This is a genomic window from Streptomyces niveus, assembly GCF_001723055.1.
GTDB classification, from domain to species: domain Bacteria; phylum Actinomycetota; class Actinomycetes; order Streptomycetales; family Streptomycetaceae; genus Streptomyces; species Streptomyces niveus.
In genome coordinates, this window is record NZ_MDCR01000001.1 from 1 (window position 1) to 19,150 (window position 19,150).

Genomic DNA, 19,150 nt, shown 5'->3' on the forward strand with positions numbered 1-19,150 from the left:
CCGCGCGGGGCTCCGGCGCGGTGGTCGTGGCCGTCGATCTGCCGAGCGGGGTCGAGGCGGGCAGCGGCGAGGTGGTGGGGGAGGCGCTGCGGGCGGACGCGACGGTGACGTTCGGTACGTACAAGCCGGCCCATCTGATCGACCCCGCGCGGGAGCACGCGGGGGCGGTGCGGCTCGTCGACATCGGGCTGGACGCGGTGCTGCCGTCGGTGCCGGAGCTGGAGGCACTTCAACACGCGGACGTGGCACGGTTGTTGCCGGTGCCGACGGGCGAGAGCGACAAGTACCGGCGGGGTGTCCTCGGGATCGTGGCCGGTTCGGCGCGCTACCCGGGGGCGGCGGTCCTGGCGGTCGCGGGCGCGCTGCGCGGGGGCGCGGGCGCGGTGCGGTACGTGGGGCCCGCCGGGGACGCGGTGATCGCCCGCTTCCCGGAGACCCTGGTGCACGCCGGGCCGCCGGCGAAGGCGGGCCGGGTGCAGGCGTGGGTGGTCGGCCCCGGCCTGGGCGACGAGCCGGGTGTCACGGACGCGCTGGCCTCCGACGTACCGGTCCTGATCGACGCGGACGGCCTGCGCGGCCTGGACGCCGCCGCCGTACGCGCCCGTACGGCCCCGACGCTGCTCACCCCGCACGCCGGTGAGGCGGCGGCGCTGCTCGGCGTCCCGCGCGAGGAGGTCGAGTCGGCCCGCCTGACGTCCGTACGCGAACTGGCGGCCCGCTACGGCGCGACGGTCCTCCTGAAGGGCTCCACGACGCTGGTGGCGTCCCCCGACACGTCGGAACCGGTCCGCGCGAACGCGACCGGCACGTCCTGGCTGGCCACGGCCGGCAGCGGCGACGTGCTCTCGGGCCTGACGGGCTCCCTGCTCGCGGCGGGCCTGACGGCGCGGGACGCGGGGTCGGTGGGGGCGTACGTCCACGGCCTGGCGGGGCGGCTGGCGGCGCGGGGGGCGCCGGCGAGCGCGGAGGGCGTGGCGGCGTCGGTCCCGGCCGCGTGGCGGGACATCACCTCGGGGCCCTGAGCCCGTCCGGTGGTTGGGGGGTAGGAAGCCGGACAGATTCACTGCCCGGCGGAACGTGACGCCACGATTGAATGTTTCCCGCCCGACGGCCGCGTAGCGAGGCTTTCTGAACCGCTCCGGCCGGGTGTCGACCAGCAACTAAGCGCCATGAACGGTCAGTTGGGCATCAAGGCCCTCTTGTAATGAACTCGTCAAAACCTGATCCTTCCGCTTGTCCGAGCAGCGCACCACCAAGCAGGAGGACCTGACCATGGCAGTGACGCACGGAACCCGGCTGCGGATCGTCGCAGTGCTCTCGGCCGCCGTAACGGCGGCCGGCCTCGCTCTGACAGCCACCCCGGCCCAGGCCGCACCCGCCGAAGGCCGCATCATCGGCGCGGGCGCCCCGAACGCCGTGAAGGACAGCTACATCGTCATCCTCAACGAGCGTTCCGGCACGAAGTCCTCGTCCGGCGAGGGCAGACGCCTCATGGCCCGCTACGGCGGTGAGGTCTCGCACACCTACCGCGCCGCGATCAACGGTTACGCCGCCGACCTCAGCGAGACCGAGGCCAAGCGGCTCGCCGCCGACCCCGCGGTGGCCCAGGTCGTCCAGGACACCACCGTCCAGGCCAGCGCCACCCAGACCAACCCGCCGTCCTGGGGCCTCGACCGCATCGACCAGGCGAACCTGCCCCTCAACGGCAGTTACACCTACCCGGACTCGGCCGGCTCGGGCGTCACGGCCTACGTCATCGACACCGGCGTACGCATCACGCACGTCGACTTCGGTGGCCGTGCCTCCCACGGTTACGACGCGATCGACAACGACTTCGTCGCCGACGACGGCAACGGCCACGGCACCCACGTCGCCGGAACCGTCGCGGGCACCAGCTACGGCGTCGCCAAGAAGGCCAGGATCGTCGGCGTACGCGTCCTCAACAACGCCGGATCCGGCACCACGGCCCAGGTCGTCGCCGGCATCGACTGGGTGACCGCCAACGCGGTGAAGCCCGCCGTCGCCAACATGAGCCTCGGCGGCGGCGCCAACACCGCGATAGACACCGCCGTCCGCAACTCGATCGCCTCCGGCATCACCTACGCGGTCGCCGCGGGCAACAACGGTCTTCCCGCGGCGAACTACTCGCCCGCGCGCGTCTCCGAGGCCATCACCGTAGGAGCCACCACCAGCACCGACGCCCGCGCCAGCTACTCCAACACCGGCGCGCTGGTGGACCTGTTCGCCCCCGGCTCGGCCATCACCTCCGCCTGGCGGACGAGCGACACCGCGTCCAGCTCCATCTCCGGGACATCGATGGCGAGCCCGCACGTCGCCGGCGCCGCCGCCATCTACCTCGGCAACCACACCTCCTCCACGCCCGCGCAGGTGTCGAGTGCCCTGGTAGCGGCAGCCACCCCCGGTGTTGTCACCAACCCCGGCACCGGCACGCCCAACCGGCTGCTGCGCGTCATCCCGTAGCCGTACAGTCGGGCGTGCCACGGGGCTCCGGCCCCGCGGCGCGCCCGGCGCCTTCCCCGGGCCGGGCCCCGGTGGACCCTCCCCGGCGGGTCCGGGGGCTCTGAGAGACTGTGGGGGATGACCGGAACCGTACCCACCTCGCCCCTTCGTGCCCGCGCCGAGATCGATCTCGGCGCCCTGCGTGGCAACGTCCGAGCCCTGCGGGCGCGGCTCGCTCCCGGCGCCGGGCTCATGGCCGTCGTGAAGTCCGACGCGTACGGGCACGGCGCCCTGCCCTGCGCGCGGGCCGCCCTCGACGCCGGGGCGAGCTGGCTCGGGACCGCCACGCCGCACGAGGCCCTCGCGCTGCGGGCCGCCGGAGTGAGCGCTCCCATCCTGTGCTGGCTGTGGACCCCCGGCGACCCCTGGCGGGAGGCCATCGAGGCCGGTCTCGACATGTCCGTCTCCGCCATGTGGGCGCTGCGCGAGGTGACCGGGGCCGCGCGCGAGGCCGGGCGGCCCGCGCGGATCCAGCTCAAGGCCGACACCGGGCTCGGCCGCAACGGCTGCCAGCCCGCCGACTGGCCCGAACTCGTCGCCGCCGCCCGCGCCGCCGAGCGGGACGGCACCGTCCGCGTCACCGGCCTGTGGTCGCACTTCGCGTGCGCCGACGAGCCCGGCCACGCCTCGACCGCGGCGCAGCTCGACGTGTTCCACGAACTGGTCGCGTACGCGGAGAAGGCCGGCATCGAGCCCGAGGTCCGGCACATCGCCAACTCCCCGGCCGCCCTCACCCTCCCCGAGTCGCACTTCGACCTCGTACGGACCGGCATCGCCGTCTACGGCATCTCGCCCAGCGCCGACCTCGGCACCTCGCGCGACTTCGGGCTGCGGCCCGTGATGACCCTCAGCGCGTCCGTGGCGCTGGTCAAGCGCGTCCCGGAGGGACACGGCGTCAGTTACGGCCACACCTACCGCACGTCCGCCGAGACGACCCTCGGACTGATCCCCCTCGGGTACGCGGACGGCATCCCGCGCCACGCGTCGGGCCGCGGTCCCGTACTCGTCGGCGGGACGGTACGGCGGGTGGCGGGGCGCGTCGCCATGGACCAGTTCGTCGTGGACCTCGGCGCGGACCCCGGGGACGACGTCGGCGCGGGCACGCCCGCCGTGCTGTTCGGCCCCGGCGACGACGGCGAGCCGACGGCCGCCGACTGGGCGGAGGCGGCCGACACCATCGCGTACGAGATCGTGACCCGTATCGGTCCCCGTGTTCCGCGCGTCCATGTGAATGGGCAAGAGGACAGCGAAGACGCGGGACGACGAGGAGCGGGACGTTGAGCGAGAGCAGTACCGCAGAGGACGTGGCGTCGGCCGTCGGCGGCAACTGGCGGCTGGCCGGTATCGCCGGCACGGCGATAGGCGTGATCGCCGCGGGCGCCGCGGCGGGCGTCGCCATCGAGCGGATGACCGTCGGCCGCGGGATGCGCAAGAAGGCGCGGCTCGCGCTCGATTCGACGGGGCCGTACGGCGCCCTGCGCGGCACCCCCGGCAAGGCGGTCGCCGACGACGGCACCGAGCTGTACTTCGAGGTCGACGACGTCGAACCGGAGTCCGGCGCGGGCACCCCGCGCCGCCGCAGGCTCTTCGGGCGCAAGGCCCCGGCGCCCGTCACCGTCGTCTTCAGCCACGGCTACTGCCTCAACCAGGACTCCTGGCACTTCCAGCGCGCCGCGCTGCGCGGACTGGTGCGGACCGTCTTTTGGGACCAGCGCAGCCACGGCCGCTCCGCCCGGGGCCTCGCCCAGCAGGGCCCGGACGGTGTGCCCGTCTCGATCGACCAGCTCGGCCGCGACCTCAGGGCGGTCATCGACGCGGCGGCGCCCGAGGGCCCGCTCGTCCTCGTCGGCCACTCCATGGGCGGCATGACGATGATGGCCCTCGCGGGCCACAGCCCCGAACTCGTACGGGAGCGGGTCGTCGGCGCCGCGTTCGTCGGCTCCTCCAGCGGCAAGCTCGGCGAGGTCAGCTTCGGACTGCCGGTCGCGGGCGTGAACGCCGTACGCCGCGTACTGCCCGGAGTGCTGAAGGCACTCGGCTCGCAGACCGAACTCGTCGAGCGGGGCCGGCGGGCCACCGCCGATCTCTTCGCCGGGCTGATCAAGCGCTACTCCTTCAGCTCGAAGGACGTGGACCCGGCCGTCGCGCGGTTCGCCGAGCGGCTGATCGAGGGCACCCCGATCGATGTGGTCGCCGAGTTCTACCCCGCGTTCACGGAGCACGACGAGTCGGACGCGCTGGCGGTCTTCGGGGGCGTCCCGGTGCTGGTGGTGGCCGGGGACCGCGATCTCATCACGCCCAGCTCGCACAGCGAGGCCATCGCCGACCTGCTGCCGGACTCCGAGCTGGTGATCGTGCCGGACGCGGGGCATCTGGTGATGCTGGAGCACCCGGAGGTGGTCACCGACCGGCTCGCCGACCTGCTGGTACGGGTCGGGGCCGTCCCGGCAGCCACTAACGTGGGTTCGTATGGAAGCACCGCGCAGCCAGGCAGCTGAGACCCGTGTCCGCACCGTCGTCGACTCACCCGAACGAATGAGTGAGCTGGGCCGGCGACTCGCCGCCCTGCTGCGCCCCGGCGACCTGGTGATGCTCACCGGCGAACTCGGCGCGGGCAAGACGACACTGACCCGGGGCCTGGGCGCCGGGCTCGGCGTACGCGGCGCGGTCACCTCCCCGACCTTCGTCATCGCGCGCGTGCACCCCTCGTTGACCTCGGGCCCGCCGCTGGTGCACGTGGACGCGTACCGGCTCGGCGGCGGTCTCGACGAGATGGAGGACCTGGATCTCGACGTGTCGCTGCCGGACTCGGTGGTGGTCGTGGAGTGGGGCGACGGGAAGGTCGAGGACCTGTCGGAGGACCGGCTGCACGTGGTGATCGACCGCGTCGTGGGCGCCGGGGACGGTGCCGACCCGCTCGCCGTCGACAGGGACGACCGGCGCGAGGTCTCGCTGACCGGGATCGGGGCGCGCTGGGCGGACGCGGACCTGGCGTCGGTCGCCGACCGGCGGGACACCGTCTGAACGTCGATTCCGACGCGTTGTCGGTAAACTGTTGCTCATGCCGTGCGGCGCGTGGTCACATGGTGAACGAGACTTGGTTAGGTCTACCTAACCCGCCTGCCCCCGGAGCCTCAGGAGGCATCCATGTCGGCAACAGAGAGCACCGGAACGCGACCGTCGGAGCCGACGACCGCGGCGAAGACCACGACCGTCACCACTCCCGCGACCACGACCCCGGACCCGTCGGCCGTGTCGATGAGCGATCTCCTGGCGTCGTGCGCGGCGGCCAGCGCCGTGTCGACCCCGCCGCCCGCCGGGAAGGCCGAGCCGACGGACACGGACGACGACCCGGTCTGAAGCCAGGTCTGGAGCCAGGTCTGAAGCCGGGCTACGGGACGACGACGACCGTCGAACCGACCGTCGCGAACGTCCACATCGCGTCGCCGCCCTCCGGCGTCATCCGCACGCCACCCGTCTTCAGGTTCGGGTCCGGGCTCGCCATCGTCCCGTCGACCGCCGAACTGAACCCGATAGCGACCTGGCCCACGTTCGCGAACCGCACCACGTGCTCGATGTCGACCCCGTCCGATCCGGTGATCTTCCCGGACCGCGACGTGACCTGATACGTACCGGCCGGCGGACTCACGGTGCTCGGCATGACCTCGAAGCTCCGCGGCTTCTCCGCCGCCGACTTGCCCACCAGCCACACGCGCTTCGCGTCCAGCGCGTAGACGACCCGCTGCCCGGTGCCCGACTTCGCGGGCACCGCGTGCGCGTCCTTCTTCTTCTCCTCGGGCGTGGCCGACGCGGACGCCGACACACCGGGCTTCTTGGGCCCGGAGAGCTGGTCCGGCACGTTCGCCGACGCCTGGTACGCGAGGAAACCGACGGTGGCCACGGCCAGCGCGGTGAGCCCGGCCACGAATCCCGAGCTGCTCCTGGACACCTTGATCCGCCTCTCGTACGTACGTCTGCGTGGTGACGTTAGCAGCAGGTGCCAGAGGGGACGGGGTGCCGTGCCCGGCCCCGGGGGCCCTCCGGGGAGCCGTAGGCTGTTTGCGTGCTCCTGCTCGCCGTTGATACCGCCACGCCCGCCGTCACCGTCGCCCTCCACGACGGTGTCTCCGTCCTCGCCGCCGAGAGCCAGGTCGACGCGCGCCGGCACGGCGAACTGCTGCTGCCCGCCGTCGACCGCGTCCTCGCCGGGGCCGGCCGCGCGCTCGGCGACGTCACCGGCCTGGTCGTCGGCGTGGGCCCCGGCCCGTACACGGGACTGCGCGTCGGTCTCGTCACCGCCGCCGCCTTCGGCTCGACGCTCGGGGTGCCGGTCCACGGGCTGTGCACGCTGGACGGCCTCGCCTACGCCGCCGGGCTCGACGAGCCCTTCGTGGTGGCGACGGACGCGCGCCGCAAGGAGGTCTACTGGGCGCGGTACGCGGACTCCCGTACGCGGCTGACCGAGCCCGCCGTCGACCGGCCGGCCGACATCGCGGCGGAGCTGGCCGGGCTGCCGGTCGTCGGAGCGGGCGGCGTGCTCTACCCGGAGTCCTTCCCCGACACCCGCGCGCCCGAGCACCAGTCGGCCGCCGCGCTCGCGTCCCTGGCCGCCGAGAGGCTGGCGGCGGGGGACACGGACGGCTTCCTGCCACCGCTGCCGCTCTATCTGCGCCGTCCCGACGCGCAGGTGCCCAAGAACTACAAGGTGGTCACACCGAAGTGACCGACATGAGCGAAGCGACCGACGTGACCGACGTCAAGGAGCCGGCGCTGCGCGAGATGCGCTGGTGGGACATCGAGGCCGTACTCGCCCTCGAATACGACCTGTTCCCCGAGGACGCCTGGTCACCCGGCATGTTCTGGTCCGAGCTGGCCCACGCGCGCGGCCCCGCCGCCACCCGCCGCTACGTCGTCGCCGAGACCGCCGACGGCCGGATCGCCGGCTACGCCGGACTCGCCGCCGCCGGCGGCCTCGGCGACGTACAGACCATCGGCGCCGCCCGCGACCAGTGGGGGACCGGACTCGGCTCGCGGCTGCTCACCGATCTGCTCCAGCACGCCACCGCCTTCGAGTGCGAGGAGGTGCTGCTGGAGGTACGGGTGGACAATCCGCGCGCGCGGAAGCTGTACGAGCGGTTCGGCTTCGAGCCCGTCGGCTTCCGCCGGGGCTACTACCAGCCGGGCAACGTCGACGCCCTCGTCATGCGCCTGTCCATGCGGGACGAGCGGCGCCCACCGAAACGCACACCGAGTCAAGGAACAGAGACCCATGGCTGACGAACCCCTCGTCCTCGGCATCGAGACCTCGTGCGACGAGACGGGTGTGGGCATCGTCCGCGGTACGACGCTGCTCGCCGACTCCATCGCCTCCAGCGTCGACGAGCACGCCCGCTTCGGCGGCGTCGTGCCCGAGGTCGCCTCCCGCGCGCACCTGGAGGCCATGGTGCCGACGGTCGAGCGCGCGCTGAAGGAGGCCGGGGTGAGCGCCCGCGACCTGGACGGGATCGCGGTCACCGCCGGCCCCGGGCTGGCCGGCGCGCTGCTGGTCGGGGTGTCGGCGGCGAAGGCGTACGCGTACGCGCTCGGCAAGCCGCTCTACGGCGTGAACCACCTCGCCTCCCACATCTGCGTCGACCAGCTGGAGCACGGGCCGCTGCCCGAGCCGACGATGGCGCTGCTCGTCAGCGGCGGACACTCGTCGCTGCTGCTCGCCCCGGACATCACCGCCGACGTACGGCCGATGGGCGCGACCATCGACGACGCGGCGGGCGAGGCCTTCGACAAGATCGCGCGCGTGCTCCAGCTCGGCTTCCCCGGCGGCCCGGTGATCGACCGGCTCGCGCGCGAGGGCGACCCGGCGGCGATCGCGTTCCCGCGCGGGCTGACCGGTCCGCGCGACGCGCCGTACGACTTCTCCTTCTCCGGGCTCAAGACGTCCGTGGCCCGCTGGATCGAGGCGAAGCGCGCGGCGGGCGAGGACGTGCCCGTACGGGATGTGGCCGCGTCCTTCCAGGAGGCCGTGGTGGACGTGCTGACGCGGAAGGCGGTGCGCGCCTGCAAGGACGAGGGCGTGGACCATCTGATGATCGGCGGCGGCGTCGCGGCCAACTCCCGGCTGCGCGCGCTGGCCGCCGACCGGTGCGAGCGGGCGGGCATCCGGCTGCGGGTGCCCCGGCCGGGTCTGTGCACGGACAACGGTGCGATGGTCGCCGCGCTCGGCGCGGAGATGGTGGCCCGTAACCGGCCCGCGTCGGACTGGGACCTGTCGGCGGACTCCTCGCTGCCGGTGACGGAGACCCACGTACCGGGACAGGGACACGCGCACGGGCACGGGCACGGACACACGCACGATCACGACCACGTGCACGAGGTCAGCAAGGACAACCTCTACTCATGACCGTCGCCCTGATGTGGGAGGCCAAGGCCGCGCCCGGCCGGGGCGCCGAGCTGCTGGCGTGGGCCCGCGCGCAGCCGCTCGACCCGGCCCCGCACCGCCGCGAGACGCTCACCGCGCCCGGGGGCCGGGTGCTGGTGATGACCTGGTGGGACGCCCCGTACGAGGCCGGGCTGCCCGAGCTTCCGGAGCCGGCCGGCGAGCTGGTGGCGCGGGCGGTGCACCGCTGGCGGTTCGAGACGGCCGACTGAGCCGGGACGGCCGACTGATCCGCGACCCTCCGGAGCCGGCCGCGAAGAACTTTCCGAGAAATGTCGCGGCGTGTGTCGATCCGGGCCCGGCCCGTTCGACGCAAGGGTGAGAGGCGGGAAACAGTCCCGCCCGTCGCACACCGAGGAGTCACCATGCCGCGTTTCATGACCCTGATCCACCTCGACGAGTCCAACCAGCCCGCCGAGGGCCACAGCGCCGAACTGGGCGAGCGGATGGGGCAGCTCGCCCAGGAGATGGAGAAGGCCGGCGCCATGCTGGAGACCGGCGGGCTGCACCCGACCGCCGAGGGCACCCGCGTGACCTGGTCGGGCGGGAAGCTGACGGTCACCGACGGCCCGTTCACCGAGTCCAAGGAGGTCATCGGCGGGTATTCGATCGTCCAGGCCAAGACCCAGGCCGAGGCCGTCGAGTGGGCCAAGCGGTTCCTCCAGATCCACGAGGACTACTGGACCCTGACCGCGGAGACCCGCCAGATCGCCGAGTAGATACCGCCCGCGGCGCCCGTTTGCCGTCCGTCCGCCCCGGTGTTCTGATGGGTGGCCGTGAGGGCAGACGGCGCGGTCGAAGCGGTGTTCAGGATCGAGCAGGCGCGGATCATCGCCGCCGTCGCCCGCGTCGTACGCGATGTGGGCATCGCCGAGGAACTGGCGCAGGACGCGCTGGTCGCCGCCCTGGAGCAGTGGCCGGAGTCGGGCGTCCCGGACAACCCGGGAGCCTGGCTCATGGCCACGGCCAGGCGCCGCGCCATCGATCTCGTACGCCGCCGAGAGACGTACGCGCGAAAGCTCGCCGAGGTCGGCCGCACCCTTGAGGACACCGGGCCGCCGCCCGAGCCCGCCGACCCGGACGACATCGACGACGACCTGCTGCGGCTCGTCTTCGTCTCCTGCCACCCCGTCCTGTCCACCGAGGCGCGCGTCGCCCTCACGCTGCGGCTGCTCGGCGGGCTCGGCACGGACGAGATCGCGCGCGCCTTCCTGGTGCCCGAGGCGACCGTCGCGCAGCGCATCGTGCGCGCAAAGCGCGCTCTGGCCAAGGCGGGTGTGCCCTTCGAAGTGCCGTACGGCGCGGAGCGCGACGCGCGCCTCGCGTCCGTGCTGGAGGTCATCTACCTCGTCTTCAACGAGGGTTACGCCGCCACCGCCGGGGACGACCTGCTGCGCCCCGGCCTGTGCGAGGACGCCCTGCGGCTCGCGCGCGTGCTGAGCGGGCTGATGCCCAAGGAGCCCGAAGTGCACGCGCTGGCGGCCCTGTTGGAGCTCCAGGCGTCCCGTACGGCGACCCGTACCGCACCCGACGGCACCCCCGTCCTGCTCGCCGACCAGAACCGCGCCCGCTGGGACCGGCTGCTGATCCGGCGCGGCGTCGACGCGCTGACCCGGGCGAGCGCCCTGGGCGGGGTGCCGGGCCCGTACGCCCTTCAGGCCGCGATCGCCGCGTGCCACGCGGGCGCGCCGACGTACGAGGACACGGACTGGGCCACGATCGCCGCGCTGTACGGGCGGCTCGCCGCGCTCACCCCCTCGCCCGTCGTGGAGCTGAACCGCGCTGTCGCCGTCTCCATGGCCGAGGGCCCCGCGGCGGGACTGGCACTGGTCGACGCGCTGGCGGCCGGGCCCGGCGGAGCCGCGCTCAAGGGCTACCACCTGCTGCCGAGCGTGCGCGGGGATCTGCTGGAGAGGCTGGGGCGTACGCGGGAGGCGCGGGCGGAGTTCGTACGGGCGGCCGGGCTGACCCGCAACGAACGCGAGCGCGCCCTGCTGGAGGAACGGGCCGCCCGGCTCTGACGTCCTCGGTCCGCCGCTCATGCCCCGGTCGGCGTCCCGCCCGATGTCGGGGGCGCACCGCGCGCGGCGATACTGTCGCCGCATGTCTCGCCGCCCCTCCCCGCTGCCGCCGCCTCCGCCCCCCGTACACATACGCGCCTGGCCCGACGAAGGCGCGATGCTCGCCGAGCGCGCGACCATCCTCGACTGGCTCGTCGGGCGCGGCATGGGGCCGACGCGGCTCACGCAGTTCCTGCTGCTCGTGGTGGGGGTGGAGTTCGGCTGGCTGATGGCGGGCGAGGGGCTGCTGGGGCTGTTCGAGGAGGGCGTCGATGTGATCACCGCCGGCCTCGGCGTGATCCTCGTGGCGCTCGGCCTCGGCGTCATGACGGCCGCCGGGATCGTGCTCGGCCTGCTGCTGCGCCAGGACGTCGCGATGTACCGGCTGACCCGCCAGTGGGCGGCCGTGGCGAGCGACCCGGCGGGCGACGCGCGCCTGCGACTGCCGGGTCTGAGCCTGTGCTGGCTGCTGATCTCCTTCGTGGCCGGGGCGCTCGGGCTCTGGCTGTCCCTGGAGACGCCCGCGAGCGCGCGACGCGGCGAGGACACCTACATGGAGGTCGCGTACGTGATGGGGGCCGGCGCCCTGCTGTGGATCGCCGGGCTGATCGGTGCCACGAAGGCCGTCACGCACTACCGGTGGGCCGTCCGGCTGGTGGCGGCGGGTCGGCCCCGGCCTGCGGCGGGATGATCACGGGGGATAGCCTCCCCGGGTGTTCCGACGCCCGCCGCTGCCGCCGCCACCGCCGCCCGCGCTCCCGCAGGCATGGCCGGACCACGAGTCGATGCTCGCCGAGCGCGCCCTCGCGATGGAGGAGCTGCGGCGTCGGAGCCTGACCGCGGGCGCGCTGCTGCTGCTCTGGTCGCTGGGGCTCGTCGCGGGGTTCGGGTGGGTGCTGATCAGTCTGGGGCTCGGCAATTTCGAGGACCGGAACGCCGACTACATCACCGGGTTCGTCGAGCTGATCCTCGGTGTGATCGTCCTGCTGCCCACGGTGATCGGTACGGGCTTCGCCGTCGCCAGGGACCTCGCGCTGCGCCGCAGGATCGACGCCTGGGCCGAGCTGGGGCCGGACCCCGAGAACGACCAGCGGCTGCGGGCCGGCGTCCGGGCCACCGTATGGCTGGGACTGTCCCTCGCGCTGTGCGTGACCGGCTTCGGGCTCGCCCTGACCGGCGGCGGCCAGTCGGACTCCGCGGGCGTCGGAGAGGTGGCGTACCTCGTCGGAATCGGGGTGATCGCGCTGGTCGTCGGCGTGCTCGGGGCGGTGCGGGCGGTGGGCCACCAGCGCTGGTCGCGGCATGTGCTGAGCCCGGTGCCCGCGCGCCGACGCGGTGGTGCCCACCGCTGAAACGGGGATCTACGGGACGCGTGTGACGCGTGTTGTCCGGATGTGTCCCGAAGTCGCCCCCTGCTCCCTGAGGCCGTTCCTACGCTGTCCGTTCTATCCTGGGAAGAACGCATGCGCCATTTCATGGGGTAGTAGAGGGGCGGCGGATGAACTGGCTGTGGTGGATCTTCGTCTTCTTCATGGTCGGTGGCTTCAGCTGGGTCGCCGATACGAGCCGGAGCGCGCTGCGTACCCGGCACGAGCGAAGAGTGGAGCGCATCAAGCTCGTCGAGGGCGGCCGGCTCGCCCTGGAGGAGTCCCAGAAGCCGCCGGAGCCCGTCTGCGGGTGTTCGCACCATCTCGCGAAGCACGACAGGCAGGGCAAGTGCCACGAGAACGTCGAGGTGGCGACGGCCTGGGACGAGAACAAGAAACCGAAGCGGTACGAGCTGGCGCAGTGCAACTGCCAGCAGTACGTCGGCCCCCAGCCGCTCTCGCAGATCTACGCCGACGACATCACCGACCTGGACGCCCGGATCCTGGACGCCCAGCTCAAGGCCACCCGGCCGCAGGAGCCGGAGGCGCCAAAGGCACCGGAGACGCCGGAGATGCTGAAGAAGCCGGCGAAGGAGCAGCCGGCGAAGAAGCGGGCCGAGAACCCCGAGAAGCCGGACGGCAACGACCAGGACTGAGCCGGGCGCGCCGCCTCAGCGGTCCAGCGCGCCCGCGTCCGCGAGCGTCCTGTGCGCCGCCAGCACCACGTCCGTCGTGGTGCCGATTTCCAGTACGACTCCGCCCGACCCGGCTTCCAGGCGTGGCGCGGCCAGGCCGGCGGGCACCCGCGCGGCCCGGTGCGCCGACAGGAAGACCGCCCAGCCGCAGCGCGGCTGCGAGGGCCGCAGGCCGTAGGCGGTCCGCAGCGCCGTGAACAGCTCACGGTCGTGCGCGCTCCCGTGGTCCGCGTCCCACGCCCCGGCCACGGCGGCCAGCGCCTCCGCGAGCCGGTCCGCGAGCGGCACGGCGCCGCCGGGGGAGCCCGGGAAGAGCAGCAGCGCCGCGCTGAACGGCGAGAACTCGTTGGATCCGCCCGCCGTCACCCTGAGCTGTGCGTAGGCGCCGTCCGGCTGGCGGCCGACCACGTAGGCCGAACTGCCGATGATGTCCGCGTCGTCGTGCCGGTTCGCCGCGCCGACCGCCCCGGCGAAGGCGTCGACGTCGCGCGGCACGGGCTCGCCCGGCGCGGTGCCGTGCCCGTCCCACCGCCAGTCGGCCAGGGCGCCGGCCGACAGCTGCGTCAGCCACCCCAGCAGGTCCAGCCAGCGCGCCGCCTGCTCCCGGTGGGACTCGGGCCTGGGGCCCCAGGCCACCCGTACGACGCTCTCGCCCGCCATCTCACTCGCTCCTGGCGGTGGGGTGCCCGGTGGGGTGCCCGGCGGGGTGGCCGAGCAGCATCGTCGGGGCGCCCGCGACGCGGGTGAGGAAGACCGTGGCCGATTTCCGCCCCTGGAGCTTCATCTTCCGCCGTAGCTCCTCCGGTTCGACCGGCGAGCCGCGCTTCTTGACCGTCAGGATGCCGACCTCGCGCTCGCGCAGCAGGGCCTTGAGCCGCTTGAGGTTGAACGGCAGCTCGTCCGTGATCTCGTACGCCGTCGCGTACGGCGTGGGGCGCGCCTCATCCGCCGTGATGTACGCGATCGTCTCGTCGATCAGCCCGCCGTCCAGCTCGTCGGCGGCCTCGGCGACCAGATGGGCGCGGATGACGGCGCCGTCCGGCTCGTACAGATAGCGGCCGACCTTTCTGACCTGGGGATTCGGCAGGCCGCGGCCGGTGAGTGTGCTGCCTGCGGGCAGCAGGGTGGCGCGCCGCGCTCCCGGCGTGATCGCGCCGCCGCCCGCCCCGTTCGCGTCGTGCCACAGCACCGCCTCCTTGACGTCGCCGCCGTCGGAGATCCACTCGGCCTCGAAGTCGTCGGGAACCAGCTCGTGCGGGATGCCTGGCGCGATCTTGATGCCGCCGGCGCCGACCGTACGTACCGCGTCGATCGCCCAGGACAGTGGCGGCGAGTACGCCTCGGGGTCGAAGATCCGCCCCCGGCCGCCGCGCCGCGCCGGGTCGATGAACAGCGCGTCGGGGGCGGGCGCGGCGCGCAGGTCGTACGTCATGACGTCCGCGCACACGACCGTGGGCGCCGGGGCGCCGGGCGCCAGCGTACGGATGTTGTGGGCGGCGATCTCGCCGGTGGCGGCGTCCCGGTCGACGGCCGTCACGGCGAACCCGGCACGGGCCAGCGCGACCGCGTCACCGCCGACGCCGCAGCACAGGTCCGTGAGCCGCGCCGGGCCGTCGCCCGTGCGGGTGATGGTCCGGAAGCGGGCCGCCCGGTGGGCGGCGACCGAGGCGCGGGTGGCCTGCTCGACGCCGTGGGGCGTGAAGTACATGCGGTACGCGTCCCGCTCGCCGAACTTGGCGACCGCCCGCTGCCGCAGCCGGGCCTGCGCGAGGGCCGACGAGACCAGCTCGGCGGGGTGGTCGCGGCGCAGCCGGGTCGCCAGGGCCAGCTCCTGCGCCGGGTCGTGGTCGCGGAGTTCGGCGAGCAGGGCCTGGCCCTCGTCGGAGAGCAGCAGGGCGAGCGGCGAGGGGGTCGGCGAGGCGGAGTCGTTCACCGGGCCATTGTGGGCCAGCCGGGGGACCGTCATCGCTTCCCGGCGGTGTCGGCCGGGCGCGCGGGCCGGTCGCTGACAGGATGCGGCGCCATGCAACTAGTAAGACAAACCGACGAAAAGGCCGCAGAACGACAGCGTCGACAGCTACGACACCCCGGCCCCCGGACCCGCGCGGTCGCCGCCGTACTCCTGATCGCCGCGCTCGGTTCCGCCTGCGCGGCGGGGTCCTCGGACCGCGGCGGCGCCGGGCGCACCGGCGACGGCGGTGGCGGTGGCGGCGGACCGGTGGAGTCCCCCTCCGGCGAGCCGGGCCGGGCCGGCCCCGGCGCGGGGGCCGAGACCGTCAAGAAGGCCGACGCCGCCGCGGCCGTGAAGGCGCAGGCGCTGCGCGCCGTGGCCGCCAAGAAGTGGAAGCTCGCCAAGACCCCGCTCGCCGCGCCCGCGCCGCCCGTGGTGAAGCCGAAGATCGCCACCCGCAAGGGCTTCGAGGTCACCGGCGGCGCGAGCCTCCCGCCGGTCTTCACCAACGTCCCGACGAAGGAGAAGGTCGTCTTCCTGACGATCGACGACGGCGCTGAGAAGGACCCCGAACTGCTGCGCATGATGGACGAGTTGAAGATCCCGTACAGCGCCTTCCTCAGCGACTACGTCATCAACGACAACTACGCCTACTTCAAGAAGATGCAGGCACGCGGCGTCTCCCTGCACAACCACACCCTCACCCACCCCTACCTCCCCGGGCTCTCCTACGAGGAGCAGAAGTGGGAGATCTGCGGCCAGCAGGACAAGATCAAGAAGCGGTACGGGAAGCGGCCCGAGCTGTTCCGGCCGCCGTACGGCAACTACAACGCCGGCACGCTGCGCGCCGCCAAGTCCTGTGGCGTCAAGGCGGTTCCGCTCTGGTCGTCCGAGGCGTTCCCCGACCACATGGAGTGGCGCGAGTGGGACAGGGACCTGCACCCCGGCGACATCGTCCTCACGCATTTCCGCGGCAAAGAGGACTGGAAGGGCTCGATGCCCGACATGATCCGGAACGTCATGAAGACGATCACCGACAAGGGTTACGCGGTGGCGAAGCTGGAGGACTACGTCTAGGGCGGTGTTCCCGCACGTAACGCCCCTGCGCCGCAGGGGCGTTACGCGTGTTCAGCGCACGACGTCGAAGACGTTCTTCTGGATGCCGTTGGCGTACGCCTCGTGCTCGACGAGCCGCAGCTTCTGCGCGTCCTTGTCCGTCTCGCTGAACAGCCGCTTGCCGGCGCCGAGCAGGATCGGGAAGACGAGCAGGTGGTAACGGTCGATCAGACCGGCGTCCGAGAGGTTCCGGTTCAGTTCTGCGCTGCCGTGCATGATGATCGGGCCACCCTCGGTCTCCTTCAGCGCGGCGACGTCGTCCAGCGACCGCAGGATCGTGATCGAGCCCCAGTCCGAGACCAGCTCGTCGTCGGTGAGGGTGGTGGAGACCACGTACTTCGGCATCTTCTTGTACTCGGCGAATTCCTCCATGCCCGGCCAGACCGGGCTGAACGCGTCGTAGCTGGTCCGGCCCAGCAGGAGCGCGGTGGACTCCTCCTGCTCCCGGCCCTTGATCTCGTACGCCTCCGGCAGGAACTCCAGGTCCTTGAAGGTCCAGCCGGAGTTCCGGTAGCCCGGCTCGCCGCCCGGGGCTTCCACGACGCCGTCGAGCGAGACGAACGCGGTGCTGATCAGTGTGCGCATCGAAGGTCTCCTGGGGGTCTCTCGTGTTCTGGTGCTCACTGGACGCGGGCCGGTCGGGCCGGCCTCGCAGCCGCAGTGTGCCAACTCTCACTGACAGACCGGGGACGGCGGCGGAACTCATCGGCAGCGCGCGCCGGACGTACCCGAAAGCGCCGGATCGCACCCGCCGCGCGCCGGCTCGATTGGCACTCAGCTTGACCGAGTGCTAATCGCGGTCATAGTGTCAGGCCTGGCACTCCCCAATGGAGAGTGCCAATGCGTGACAGGACAGGTCCGGCACCCGCGACGACGGATCGAGCCCGGTCACGCCACCCAGACAGTTAACCCCGTGAGATCTCCGAAGGGGGAGGTCGGATCGTGACGACCGCCAGCACCAAGGTTGCCATCAAGCCGCTCGAGGACCGCATTGTGGTCCAGCCGCTCGACGCAGAGCAGACCACGGCCTCTGGCCTGGTTATTCCGGACACTGCCAAGGAGAAGCCCCAGGAGGGCGTCGTCCTGGCCGTCGGTCCGGGTCGCTTCGAGAACGGCGAGCGGCTCCCGCTCGACGTTTCCGTCGGCGACGTCGTTCTGTACAGCAAGTACGGCGGTACTGAGGTGAAGTACAGCGGCGAGGAGTACCTCGTCCTCTCGGCTCGCGACGTGCTCGCGATCATCGAGAAGTAATTCCACACAGTCTGCTGTGAACTGCGCCCCTGGCCCCCGCATCGCCGGGTGGCCCGGGGCGTAGTTCGTTGTTCGTTCGAGAGGACAAGAGAAAGCTCCCATGGCGAAGATCCTGAAGTTCGACGAGGACGCCCGGCGCGCCCTTGAGCGCGGCGTCAACAAGCTTGCCGACACGGTGAAGGTGACGATCGGCCCCAAGGGCCGCAACGTCGTCATCGACAAGAAGTTCGGCGCCCCGACCATCACCAACGACGGTGTCACGATCGCCCGCGAGGTCGAGCTCGACGACCCGTACGAGAACCTCGGCGCCCAGCTCGTGAAGGAGGTGGCGACCAAGACCAACGACATCGCGGGTGACGGCACCACCACCGCCACCGTGCTGGCGCAGGCGCTGGTCCGCGAGGGTCTGCGCAACGTCGCCGCCGGCGCCTCCCCGGCCGCCCTGAAGAAGGGCATCGACGCCGCCGTCGCCGCCGTCTCCAAGGAACTGCTGGACACGGCCCGCCCGATCGACGACAAGTCCGACATCGCGGCCGTCGCCGGGCTCTCCGCCCAGGACCCGCAGGTCGGCGAGCTCATCGCCGAGGCGATGGACAAGGTCGGCAAGGACGGTGTCATCACCGTCGAGGAGTCCAACACCTTCGGCATGGAGCTGGAGTTCACCGAGGGCATGGCCTTCGACAAGGGCTACCTCTCGCCGTACATGGTCACCGACCAGGAGCGTATGGAGGCCGTCCTCGACGACCCGTACATCCTGATCAACCAGGGCAAGATCGCCTCCATCCAGGACATGCTCCCGCTGCTGGAGAAGGTCATCCAGGCGGGCGGCTCCCGGCCGCTGCTGATCATCGCCGAGGACGTCGAGGGCGAGGCGCTCTCCACCCTCGTCGTCAACAAGATCCGTGGCACCTTCAACGCCGTCGCGGTGAAGGCCCCCGGCTTCGGTGACCGCCGCAAGGCCATGCTCGGCGACATCGCCACCCTCACGGGCGCGACCGTCATCGCCGAGGAGGTCGGCCTCAAGCTCGACCAGGCCGGACTCGACGTGCTGGGCACCGCCCGCCGCGTCACCGTCTCCAAGGACGACACGACGATCGTCGACGGCGGTGGCGACGGCAGCGAGGTCGTCGGCCGCGTCAACCAGATCAAGGCCGAGATCGAGTCCACGGACTCCGACTGGGACCGCGAGAAGCTCCAGGAGCGCCTCGCGAAGCTGGCCGGCGGCGTGTGCGTGATCCGTGTCGGCGCCGCCACCGAGGTGGAGCTGAAGGAGAAGAAGCACCGTCTGGAGGACGCCATCTCCGCGACCCGCGCCGCGGTCGAGGAGGGCATCGTCTCCGGTGGTGGCTCCGCCCTGGTGCACGCCGCCAAGGTGCTGGAGGACGGCCTGGGCAAGACGGGCGACGAGGCCACCGGTGTCGCGGTCGTCCGCCGCGCCGTGGTCGAGCCGCTGCGCTGGATCGCCGAGAACGCCGGCCTTGAGGGCTACGTCATCACCGCGAAGGTCGCCGAGCTCGACAAGGGTCACGGCTTCAACGCCTCGACCGGCGAGTACGTCGACCTGGTGAAGTCCGGCGTCATCGACCCGGTCAAGGTCACCCGCTCCGCGCTGGAGAACGCCGCTTCCATCGCCGCGCTGCTCCTCACGACCGAGACCCTGGTCGTCGAGAAGCCCGCCGAGGAAGAGGCCGACGCCGGTCACGGCGGCCACGGCCACAGCCACTGACGCAGGCGGCTGTTCCGTACAACGCGCCGAG

General features: G+C 72.4%; 21 protein-coding genes and 1 pseudogene. 18 read left to right on the top strand and 4 right to left on the bottom strand.

The window, feature by feature from the left end; all coding sequences use genetic code 11:
- The 6 genes from BHU15_RS00005 to BHU15_RS37875 form a co-directional block, all read left to right on the top strand.
- A partial coding sequence (locus tag BHU15_RS00005; protein ID WP_069625241.1) for an NAD(P)H-hydrate dehydratase occupies positions 1-1,022 on the top strand: 1,022 nt, incomplete at its 5' end.
- 250 nt (positions 1,023-1,272) lie between these two features.
- Positions 1,273-2,481 (top strand): S8 family peptidase, encoded by a 1,209-nt coding sequence (locus BHU15_RS00010; RefSeq protein WP_079127766.1) that lies wholly within the window; start codon positions 1,273-1,275, stop codon positions 2,479-2,481.
- A gap of 117 nt (positions 2,482-2,598) precedes the next feature.
- Positions 2,599-3,801: an alanine racemase gene (gene alr / locus BHU15_RS00015; RefSeq protein WP_069625243.1), complete on the top strand. Its 1,203-nt coding sequence runs from the start codon at positions 2,599-2,601 to the stop codon at positions 3,799-3,801.
- On the top strand, positions 3,798-5,018 hold the full coding sequence (locus BHU15_RS00020) for an alpha/beta fold hydrolase (protein WP_069625244.1): 1,221 nt from the start codon (positions 3,798-3,800) through the stop codon (positions 5,016-5,018). Before alr ends, BHU15_RS00020 begins: the two co-directional genes overlap by 4 nt.
- A complete protein-coding gene (tsaE, locus tag BHU15_RS00025; RefSeq protein ID WP_069625245.1) occupies positions 4,990-5,544 on the top strand; it encodes a tRNA (adenosine(37)-N6)-threonylcarbamoyltransferase complex ATPase subunit type 1 TsaE in 555 nt (184 codons plus the stop codon). The genes BHU15_RS00020 and tsaE overlap by 29 nt, the downstream gene beginning before the upstream one ends.
- 123 nt (positions 5,545-5,667) lie before the next feature.
- Positions 5,668-5,880 (top strand): hypothetical protein, encoded by a 213-nt coding sequence (locus tag BHU15_RS37875; RefSeq protein ID WP_079127763.1) that lies wholly within the window; start codon positions 5,668-5,670, stop codon positions 5,878-5,880.
- Positions 5,881-5,911: 31 nt separating this feature from the next.
- Here BHU15_RS37875 and BHU15_RS00035 read toward each other — a convergent pair whose 3' ends face one another.
- Complete coding sequence (locus BHU15_RS00035) at positions 5,912-6,469, bottom strand: hypothetical protein (protein ID WP_255292978.1); 558 nt, start codon at positions 6,467-6,469, stop codon at positions 5,912-5,914.
- A gap of 114 nt (positions 6,470-6,583) precedes the next feature.
- Here BHU15_RS00035 and tsaB point away from each other — a divergent pair, with 114 nt between their 5' ends.
- The 9 genes and pseudogenes from tsaB to BHU15_RS00080 all read left to right on the top strand — a co-directional run.
- Complete coding sequence (tsaB, locus tag BHU15_RS00040) at positions 6,584-7,243, top strand: tRNA (adenosine(37)-N6)-threonylcarbamoyltransferase complex dimerization subunit type 1 TsaB (protein WP_023539287.1); 660 nt, start codon at positions 6,584-6,586, stop codon at positions 7,241-7,243.
- A 5-nt stretch (positions 7,244-7,248) separates the two neighbouring features.
- Positions 7,249-7,797 (top strand): ribosomal protein S18-alanine N-acetyltransferase, encoded by a 549-nt coding sequence (rimI, locus tag BHU15_RS00045; RefSeq protein WP_069625264.1) that lies wholly within the window; start codon positions 7,249-7,251, stop codon positions 7,795-7,797.
- Positions 7,790-8,917 carry a tRNA (adenosine(37)-N6)-threonylcarbamoyltransferase complex transferase subunit TsaD gene (gene tsaD / locus BHU15_RS00050; protein WP_069625248.1) on the top strand — a complete coding sequence of 376 codons (1,128 nt, stop codon included), beginning with the start codon at positions 7,790-7,792 and terminating at the stop codon, positions 8,915-8,917. The genes rimI and tsaD overlap by 8 nt, the downstream gene beginning before the upstream one ends.
- Entirely contained in the window at positions 8,914-9,165 is a 252-nt protein-coding gene (locus tag BHU15_RS00055) for a hypothetical protein (RefSeq protein ID WP_069625249.1), read from the top strand. Before tsaD ends, BHU15_RS00055 begins: the two co-directional genes overlap by 4 nt.
- A gap of 153 nt (positions 9,166-9,318) precedes the next feature.
- Entirely contained in the window at positions 9,319-9,672 is a 354-nt protein-coding gene (locus BHU15_RS00060; RefSeq protein WP_023539283.1) for a YciI family protein, read from the top strand.
- 57 nt (positions 9,673-9,729) lie between these two features.
- A complete protein-coding gene (locus tag BHU15_RS00065; protein WP_069625265.1) occupies positions 9,730-10,974 on the top strand; it encodes an RNA polymerase sigma factor in 1,245 nt (414 codons plus the stop codon).
- An 82-nt stretch (positions 10,975-11,056) separates the two neighbouring features.
- Positions 11,057-11,704, top strand: a complete 648-nt coding sequence (locus BHU15_RS00070) for a hypothetical protein (RefSeq protein ID WP_069625250.1) — start codon at positions 11,057-11,059, stop codon at positions 11,702-11,704.
- Between the two features lie 22 nt (positions 11,705-11,726).
- Positions 11,727-12,365 carry a hypothetical protein gene (locus BHU15_RS00075; RefSeq protein ID WP_069625251.1) on the top strand — a complete coding sequence of 213 codons (639 nt, stop codon included), beginning with the start codon at positions 11,727-11,729 and terminating at the stop codon, positions 12,363-12,365.
- A 146-nt stretch (positions 12,366-12,511) separates the two neighbouring features.
- Positions 12,512-12,868, top strand: a pseudogene (locus BHU15_RS00080) (hypothetical protein); the annotation flags it as partial.
- A gap of 183 nt (positions 12,869-13,051) precedes the next feature.
- On the opposite strand, the gene BHU15_RS00085 reads toward BHU15_RS00080, so the two are convergent.
- Both BHU15_RS00085 and BHU15_RS00090 read right to left on the bottom strand, forming a co-directional pair.
- The gene (locus BHU15_RS00085; RefSeq protein WP_069625253.1) at positions 13,052-13,735 is read right to left on the bottom strand and encodes a hypothetical protein; all 684 of its coding nucleotides are present in this window, start codon (positions 13,733-13,735) and stop codon (positions 13,052-13,054) included.
- 1 nt (position 13,736) lies between these two features.
- Positions 13,737-15,041, bottom strand: a complete 1,305-nt coding sequence (locus BHU15_RS00090) for a class I SAM-dependent methyltransferase (RefSeq protein ID WP_069625254.1) — start codon at positions 15,039-15,041, stop codon at positions 13,737-13,739.
- 57 nt (positions 15,042-15,098) lie between these two features.
- Between BHU15_RS00090 and BHU15_RS00095 the strand changes: the two genes are divergently transcribed.
- Positions 15,099-16,103, top strand: a complete 1,005-nt coding sequence (locus BHU15_RS00095; protein ID WP_069625255.1) for a polysaccharide deacetylase family protein — start codon at positions 15,099-15,101, stop codon at positions 16,101-16,103.
- 51 nt (positions 16,104-16,154) lie between these two features.
- Here BHU15_RS00095 and BHU15_RS00100 read toward each other — a convergent pair whose 3' ends face one another.
- Positions 16,155-16,727, bottom strand: a complete 573-nt coding sequence (locus BHU15_RS00100; RefSeq protein WP_069625256.1) for a dihydrofolate reductase family protein — start codon at positions 16,725-16,727, stop codon at positions 16,155-16,157.
- Positions 16,728-17,084: 357 nt separating this feature from the next.
- Between BHU15_RS00100 and groES the strand changes: the two genes are divergently transcribed.
- Together groES and groL are read left to right on the top strand one after the other, a co-directional pair.
- Positions 17,085-17,393 (top strand): co-chaperone GroES, encoded by a 309-nt coding sequence (gene groES / locus BHU15_RS00105; RefSeq protein WP_023539274.1) that lies wholly within the window; start codon positions 17,085-17,087, stop codon positions 17,391-17,393.
- 100 nt (positions 17,394-17,493) lie between these two features.
- Positions 17,494-19,119: a chaperonin GroEL gene (gene groL / locus BHU15_RS00110; RefSeq protein WP_023539273.1), complete on the top strand. Its 1,626-nt coding sequence runs from the start codon at positions 17,494-17,496 to the stop codon at positions 19,117-19,119.
- The last annotated feature ends 31 nt before the right edge of the window (positions 19,120-19,150 follow it).

What these genes read in the sequence shown, in the direction of transcription:
- BHU15_RS00085 (WP_069625253.1), bottom strand. Translation starts at nt 13,735, where the DNA reads ATGGCGGGCGAGAGCGTCGTACGGGTGGCCTGGGGCCCCAGGCCCGAG.
- BHU15_RS00090 (WP_069625254.1), bottom strand. Translation starts at nt 15,041, where the DNA reads ATGACGGTCCCCCGGCTGGCCCACAATGGCCCGGTGAACGACTCCGCC.
- BHU15_RS00060 (WP_023539283.1), top strand. Translation starts at nt 9,319, where the DNA reads ATGCCGCGTTTCATGACCCTGATCCACCTCGACGAGTCCAACCAGCCC.
- tsaD (WP_069625248.1), top strand. Translation starts at nt 7,790, where the DNA reads ATGGCTGACGAACCCCTCGTCCTCGGCATCGAGACCTCGTGCGACGAG.
- alr (WP_069625243.1), top strand. Translation starts at nt 2,599, where the DNA reads ATGACCGGAACCGTACCCACCTCGCCCCTTCGTGCCCGCGCCGAGATC.
- tsaE (WP_069625245.1), top strand. Translation starts at nt 4,990, where the DNA reads ATGGAAGCACCGCGCAGCCAGGCAGCTGAGACCCGTGTCCGCACCGTC.
- BHU15_RS00010 (WP_079127766.1), top strand. Translation starts at nt 1,273, where the DNA reads ATGGCAGTGACGCACGGAACCCGGCTGCGGATCGTCGCAGTGCTCTCG.
- groL (WP_023539273.1), top strand. Translation starts at nt 17,494, where the DNA reads ATGGCGAAGATCCTGAAGTTCGACGAGGACGCCCGGCGCGCCCTTGAG.
- BHU15_RS00095 (WP_069625255.1), top strand. Translation starts at nt 15,099, where the DNA reads ATGCAACTAGTAAGACAAACCGACGAAAAGGCCGCAGAACGACAGCGT.
- BHU15_RS00055 (WP_069625249.1), top strand. Translation starts at nt 8,914, where the DNA reads ATGACCGTCGCCCTGATGTGGGAGGCCAAGGCCGCGCCCGGCCGGGGC.
- BHU15_RS00100 (WP_069625256.1), bottom strand. Translation starts at nt 16,727, where the DNA reads ATGCGCACACTGATCAGCACCGCGTTCGTCTCGCTCGACGGCGTCGTG.
- BHU15_RS00070 (WP_069625250.1), top strand. Translation starts at nt 11,057, where the DNA reads ATGTCTCGCCGCCCCTCCCCGCTGCCGCCGCCTCCGCCCCCCGTACAC.
- rimI (WP_069625264.1), top strand. Translation starts at nt 7,249, where the DNA reads ATGAGCGAAGCGACCGACGTGACCGACGTCAAGGAGCCGGCGCTGCGC.
- BHU15_RS37875 (WP_079127763.1), top strand. Translation starts at nt 5,668, where the DNA reads ATGTCGGCAACAGAGAGCACCGGAACGCGACCGTCGGAGCCGACGACC.